The following is a 6,020-nucleotide window of genomic DNA, read 5'->3' as shown; positions in this document are numbered from 1 at the left end:
AAAAGTTATTGAGTCTTCTGGTGCCTTTGGTAATGGGTTCACCATGAAATCTAATACCATTCCGGAGTTACACACTGACTTTATTTTTACTTATATTGTGTATACCTTTGGGTGGGTTGTTGCAGCTATAATGGTTGCACTAATTACTGTGTTTATTGTTAGATTAATCAATGTAGCTAAAATCACAAAGAACTCCTATGGAAAGCTTCTAGTTTCAGGATTTATAGCCATTTTAGCTTCAGAATTTTTACTTAATCTTGGAATGAATTTTGGTTTCTCCCCTATAATTGGTATTAGTCTTCCTTTTATAGGTTTTGGTGGTTCACAGTTAATTATTAATATGGTTATCGTGGGATTAATACTAAGTGTATATAGAAGAAAGGATATAGCACATAACTTTTTAACAAATAAGGTAGTGGAAAAATAGCTTCATTTTATTAGGATTTTTTCTTCAGATTACTCTTAAAAAGAAATATTCTTTAAGATTAATGTACCTAAAGAATCTATCTACTAAAATTATATAAGTTTTAATGTAATAATCTTAAACAATACAACCTTTTTAAAGATTTTCACAGTACAAAACCTATGCTAAATATTTAAATAGCATAGGTTTTTATTCTTATAAAGCCAGTATTCGTTTAGCTCTTTTAATCCCTTAATGAAATTCTCATCAGTAATTGATAATGTATATCCACATAGAAATACAAATAAATCCAACAAAACAACCTACAAATAAGAAATATCTTCTATACTTTTCTGAAATTATGGAACTGATGAATTTATTTTAACCTAAAATAAATCTCAGACGGAATACTTATATAAAGGGATGTTGTTAAACCATTTTTTCTAGAAGCGGCATCAGTGATACTATTAGAACTTAATTTTTCATTGTTTAAAGTTTCCTTTAGCTTTTGAAAATCTAATCTACCATATCCCCATTCTTCACTTGGATAGATTATATTTTCTTCTTTTATGGTAGAAGAAATTAATAACTGCCTTAATAACTTGGGATTTAATTCAAGATAATTTCCTTGAACAAAAGCCCACTGATATACTAGTGCAACTGCTCCAGCAAGTATAGCACCGGCTATAGCTGCACCACTAAACCCACCTAAATTATTACTTGTGCTAACAGTTAACATGTTAAAGCCCGGACATGATACTACTGGCTGAGTTTCACCCATTCTTGGAAATCCTCTGCCTGTGTGGATTGCAATTGTTTTACTTTGAGTGCCATAATATGAATTTGTTATTATATTCATGGCTGTTCCTGGAGTTAGTAAAGTAGTATAGGGGGTTGTTCTAAAAAATCTAGTATTGCTGTGTAATAACTCTTCTGGATGAAGCCAAATATCCACTATTCCACTTACAATATAACCACCTAAGAGGCTTATTTTCCAAATACCGCTTTTAACATCTCTAATTATAATCTCTAAGTTCTTAATGCCATTGGGTTTTTCTTGAACAAAATAATCAATAGGAATTCCTTTTTCTTCATTGGTAAGAATTTGATTTAGTTTGTCTACTGTAAATTTTTCAATAGTCTCCCCTGTCGGAGAAGTAATAGTAATATCAATAAGATCTATAGTTCTAGTATAAATTGAAAGATACAAGCTATTTTCAAGCTCATCAACCTCAACAAAGCTATTTTCCGTAGCTCCAGTTTCTTTAATAACTCTTCCAGAATGAGTCCTGCCATGCCCCTGAGCTCCAGTGTTAGTTACCACTATGAACCCTGTTCTTTCTGTGATAACATCAATATATCTTTCTAAAATGGTATCTCCGCTACGCCCACCAGAATTGCTTCCTAAAGGTAAATACACCACCATTGGTTTTTTTACAGTTTGTTGAAAATCCGATAAGTATTTAAGTGCTGTATAAATTTCTGCTCCTTGATATATATTTTCAAAACTTTTCTCAATTCCAATAGATTTAAGAAAGTCTTTATTAGCTTGTTTAAGATTTACTAATGCAAATTCGCACTTAGGTGCAATAGATGAAAATGGATCTTTATTTGTTAGTTTTCTTCCTCCAATAATACCAGCTAGGGCAGTGCCAAAGCTTTTTTCATATCTAGGCGAAACTGACTCATTGGGTAATTCACCAGTATTTGAAGCAATAATTGCATTGATATTTTCCTTACTATATTCTGTTCCATAGGGCATGGAGCTAGGCCTCGGTCCAGTGTTGTCACTTTGATCCCAAAAAGTAATAATTCTGCTTTTTCCATCTTCTGTGAGAAATCTAGGATTTAAATAATCTAGTTCAGTACCTATTATGCCAACAATTACACCTTCCCCGTCTAAAGTAAGGGATCCTTTATTTATTGAATTTTTATTTTCAGAGTTAAATGAATATAGCTCTGAAAGAGTGTAAACATAGTAAGGCTCAATATTCATAATTTTAGGTATAGCTTCAAGTAATTGGTTTAACATTCCTTTCTTAACAAAAATTATGGCAAAGGATTTTTCTGTAATATAGGCATCAGCATAATCTAGCACTGCTAATTTCGCAGCAAGATCACCCTCATACTCCACAAGATAAGAGTCATAGTTTCCACTAAGATAATACACCTCTAACTGCTTATTTAAAGGTGTAATTATATTTTCCTCATCTATTTCTCGATTAATTTTCTTCAAGTAATTGCTATACCCCATAAAAATCCTTCCTATCAAAGTTCTATCTAAAGTAATATATTCAAAGAAAATAAGTTTGTTCTTAAATATAATCTACAAAGTTGAAAATTTAGTTATTATGAGGTTACTTTGAGGCCCTTAAGATTTTTAAGAAAGTAAATTAACATTACAAAAGATTATATTTAAAATGTATTCAAATATAAAAACATCAGCATACTAATATTGTAACTAAAATTACATTTAAAAGGAGTGACACTATGAAAAATAAACTAATTTTATTTGTCGCAATGTTTGTGATGAGTTTTTTTATAGCAAGTACGAATTGCTATGCAGTAAATTTGGACGCTTTATTTTTAGCAACTAATGCGAAATCTTCCCCTCATCCTGATAGCAATCTAATTGGTGTAGATGCTGCAAAAGCAGACCATGAGTTAACTTTAGAAGATATGCTGACTTATGCCCTTCAAGATGAATATGTTGCTATATCAAAATACTCACTAGTTGTTGAAAAGTTTGGTAAACAGCCTCCATTTACCAATATTATTATTGCAGAGAATAATCACATTAACCATTTAAAACCTTTATTTATTAGTTACATTGTTCCTTTGCCAGTAGATAATTCAAATAATTATGTGAGTGCACCAACTAGTATAAAAGAAAGCCTCGAAGACGGGGTGCAGGATGAAGCGGAGACTATTGCAATGTATAATAGATTTCTTACTCAAAATCTTCCTAGTAATGTAAAAGATGTTTTCACTAGAATTAGAGACACTTCAAAAAATCATCTTCAAGCTTTTCAAAATGCTTTAGAACCTTAATAAAAAAAGCTTATATATCCTATTAAGTCTTTTGTTTCAACTGATTTAATAGAATATATAAGCCTTATTATTTTTATTATATACTAAACTCCTTTTCTATTTATAATATATACTTCAAATTTCCTTAGCTATCGTTAATTTATATCCCATTTATAAATCCCCTTAGTAAATCTTTTTTTAAATTATAAAAGTCAATGTCATCCTCTCTAAAAATCATTCAATAAAGTGAATTTGTTAACTATTTAATTAGTTTAACTGGATTTGTCATGGAACAAGGAAGGTTAACTAAACATTTACCACAAGCGTCAGTTAAACCATTAATATCTGAATGAACCTTATCATTATGAAGGCACATTTCATAACACTTACCTCTGTTAAAACCATGAACACTCAGAGCATCATTTACACATTTATCAACACATTGCGTGCATATATTCATATGCTTATATAAGCAACTCTCCTGATTTTTTCTTTCAGTAGGTTCTACATTTGCATCAATAATAAAAGTTCCTATTCTTCCACAACATCCTTTATCAGTAATTACCATATTGTTTAGTCCAAATTTTCCTAGTCCAGCTATAACAGCAACATGTCTATGGGACCAATCACTAATTAGTTTCTCTGAGTCAAAATTATGTGTTGCTGGTGTAATATTTGTTTTGCATCCTAACTTTTGTAGTTCATTCTTAATATAAGTATTTAAATCAAATATTAATTGATTAGTTTCTATATAAGCTTTTGCCCAAGCCCTAGAACATTCCATTCCTTCTTTATTACTTTTAATTATTTCCTCATGAAAAGGTATAAAATATGCCACAACGGTGCTCGCATCACGTAATAAATCTCTGGGTAGTGAATGAGAAGGGCTAACTATGTCTTTAAGCCTATTAAACATTTCATCATTTGCATCAGCATAAGTTACCAAAGGCTCCATCCATTTAGTTTCAACATCTTTCATATCTGAATAGTGTTGTACAAATTTTTTTATAATCATCTCAATTTTACTTTTCATTTTTACCCCCTAAAATACAATTACATAATTTTATGTTATACATAAAATAAACCATAAGGAAAGATAGTCCCATCAACTAACTCTATTATATCAAATTATCATTGGTATAATATACCTATAATATCGTAATTACTATTTATGAAAAGTGCAAAATTTGTATCTTATGAATCGTTTATATAATACTGAAATTTGGTGGTGATATAATAATAATGTTAACTATTATAAAAGGAGTAATTTCATAGTCTTTTGGCAACTCTGTAATAAAAACAGTGGCTCTAAAAAAGATGTATCCTATAAAGTAGATGCTCTGCATTCTACTTTATAGGATACATCTTTTAATTACTTTTGAACATTTTTTTCTCATGCACTGTAACTCTAAAAAATATAACTTTTTAGATACTAGCGTAAAAATTCCACGATAGTTTCAATTACATTTTACATTCTGATTTTTGTCCCCATGAATAGTTATTCCATGCTTATTTGAGTGAAACTCTGAATAACTACTTGGCATTTTTAAGTGCATTATCTACTGCTGCTTTCCATCCAATTGAGCTCCAAGTAGCACCAGAAATAACATCAACTTCAGAGGATTGTTTGGCAATCATTGCTTTTGCTAAATCCACTTTATATTGCTTTAGATTTGGATATCCCCGTTTAGTTCCATCCCATTCTTCATAATTAACTTCATTTTTATTATCATCTAATTTTTTCAGTTCAATATGTTGAATTCTTCCATTTTGTATTGTCACAATAGCTTCTTCAAACCCAGTTTGTTTGTTTTTATACATGCTTCCATATACCCCATCAATATAACCATTACCAACATTGCTGCCTGGAGCATTATCTTCAGATCTAATAGCAGTGCTATTTGTAATTTCCTTTTGAGGATTAGTAGCAGTGTTGTCACCTGGAGCATTCTTCTCATCAATGTTAGCATTGCTGTTTGTTATTTCTTTTTGAAGCTCAGTGCCAGAATTATTTGGTGAGTTATTGTCATTAATGTTTTCAGTATTTGCGCCACATCCAATAAAGGCAAAAGCAAAAGCTATAGTTAAAACATAAGTGCTTAATTTTTTCATATTTATCACTCTCCTTGAGGAATATATCATAGATTTAAATTACCCGAATATTGTTTTTTTTATCCTCAATTTTTCAAGTCACATTTACACACTGATACAATAAAATATGTAAAAAGTAAATACCGAAATTTTTTTAATTATAAATGTTCAATATGTCATTTGGTGTTTACGTAATGTTAAAGAGCTAAGTTTGATTCTTCCTCTTGCAAAACTTGGCATGTGCTCATCTTAATTATTAAATAATGAACAAGTTCATTTTGTTAAATTACTTCTTGAAGGAGATTTATCTCCAAACACAGTTTAACCTTCTGTAGAAAGCGCACTCTTAAATAGAATGTGATACTTATGCTTTTAAAATATCCCCAAATTCACCTTATACCAGCCCCCTTTATTCAATAGTTTTTAAATATATAACTCAAATTTGGATAATCTTACCCTTATTATGAAAGTCCTGGAGTGGGGTTGTTTTCGTTTT

General features: G+C 30.3%; 5 protein-coding genes. 2 read left to right on the top strand and 3 right to left on the bottom strand.

The genetic code is table 11. From position 1 onward, the window contains the following. Positions 1–427 (top strand): FtsW/RodA/SpoVE family cell cycle protein (locus RR409_RS20625; RefSeq protein ID WP_332559660.1); only part of this gene is annotated, 427 nt, incomplete at its 5' end. 352 nt (positions 428–779) lie between these two features. Here the strand turns inward: RR409_RS20625 and RR409_RS20620 are convergent. Beyond that, entirely contained in the window at positions 780–2,657 is a 1,878-nt protein-coding gene (locus RR409_RS20620) for a S8 family peptidase (RefSeq protein ID WP_332559659.1), read from the bottom strand. Positions 2,658–2,893: 236 nt separating this feature from the next. Between RR409_RS20620 and RR409_RS20615 the strand changes: the two genes are divergently transcribed. Continuing rightward, positions 2,894–3,454 carry a hypothetical protein gene (locus tag RR409_RS20615; protein ID WP_332559658.1) on the top strand — a complete coding sequence of 187 codons (561 nt, stop codon included), beginning with the start codon at positions 2,894–2,896 and terminating at the stop codon, positions 3,452–3,454. 238 nt (positions 3,455–3,692) lie between these two features. Here RR409_RS20615 and RR409_RS20610 read toward each other — a convergent pair whose 3' ends face one another. After that, positions 3,693–4,466 carry an epoxyqueuosine reductase gene (locus tag RR409_RS20610; RefSeq protein ID WP_332559657.1) on the bottom strand — a complete coding sequence of 258 codons (774 nt, stop codon included), beginning with the start codon at positions 4,464–4,466 and terminating at the stop codon, positions 3,693–3,695. Between the two features lie 500 nt (positions 4,467–4,966). Beyond that, positions 4,967–5,545, bottom strand: a complete 579-nt coding sequence (locus RR409_RS20605; RefSeq protein ID WP_332559656.1) for an FMN-binding protein — start codon at positions 5,543–5,545, stop codon at positions 4,967–4,969. Positions 5,546–6,020 lie beyond the last annotated feature (475 nt).

Origin of the sequence: Clostridium sp. (genome assembly GCF_036642255.1) — a bacterium.
Lineage (GTDB): Bacteria > Bacillota > Clostridia > Clostridiales > Clostridiaceae > Clostridium_J.
This window is presented reverse-complemented; position numbering and strand designations above follow the sequence as displayed.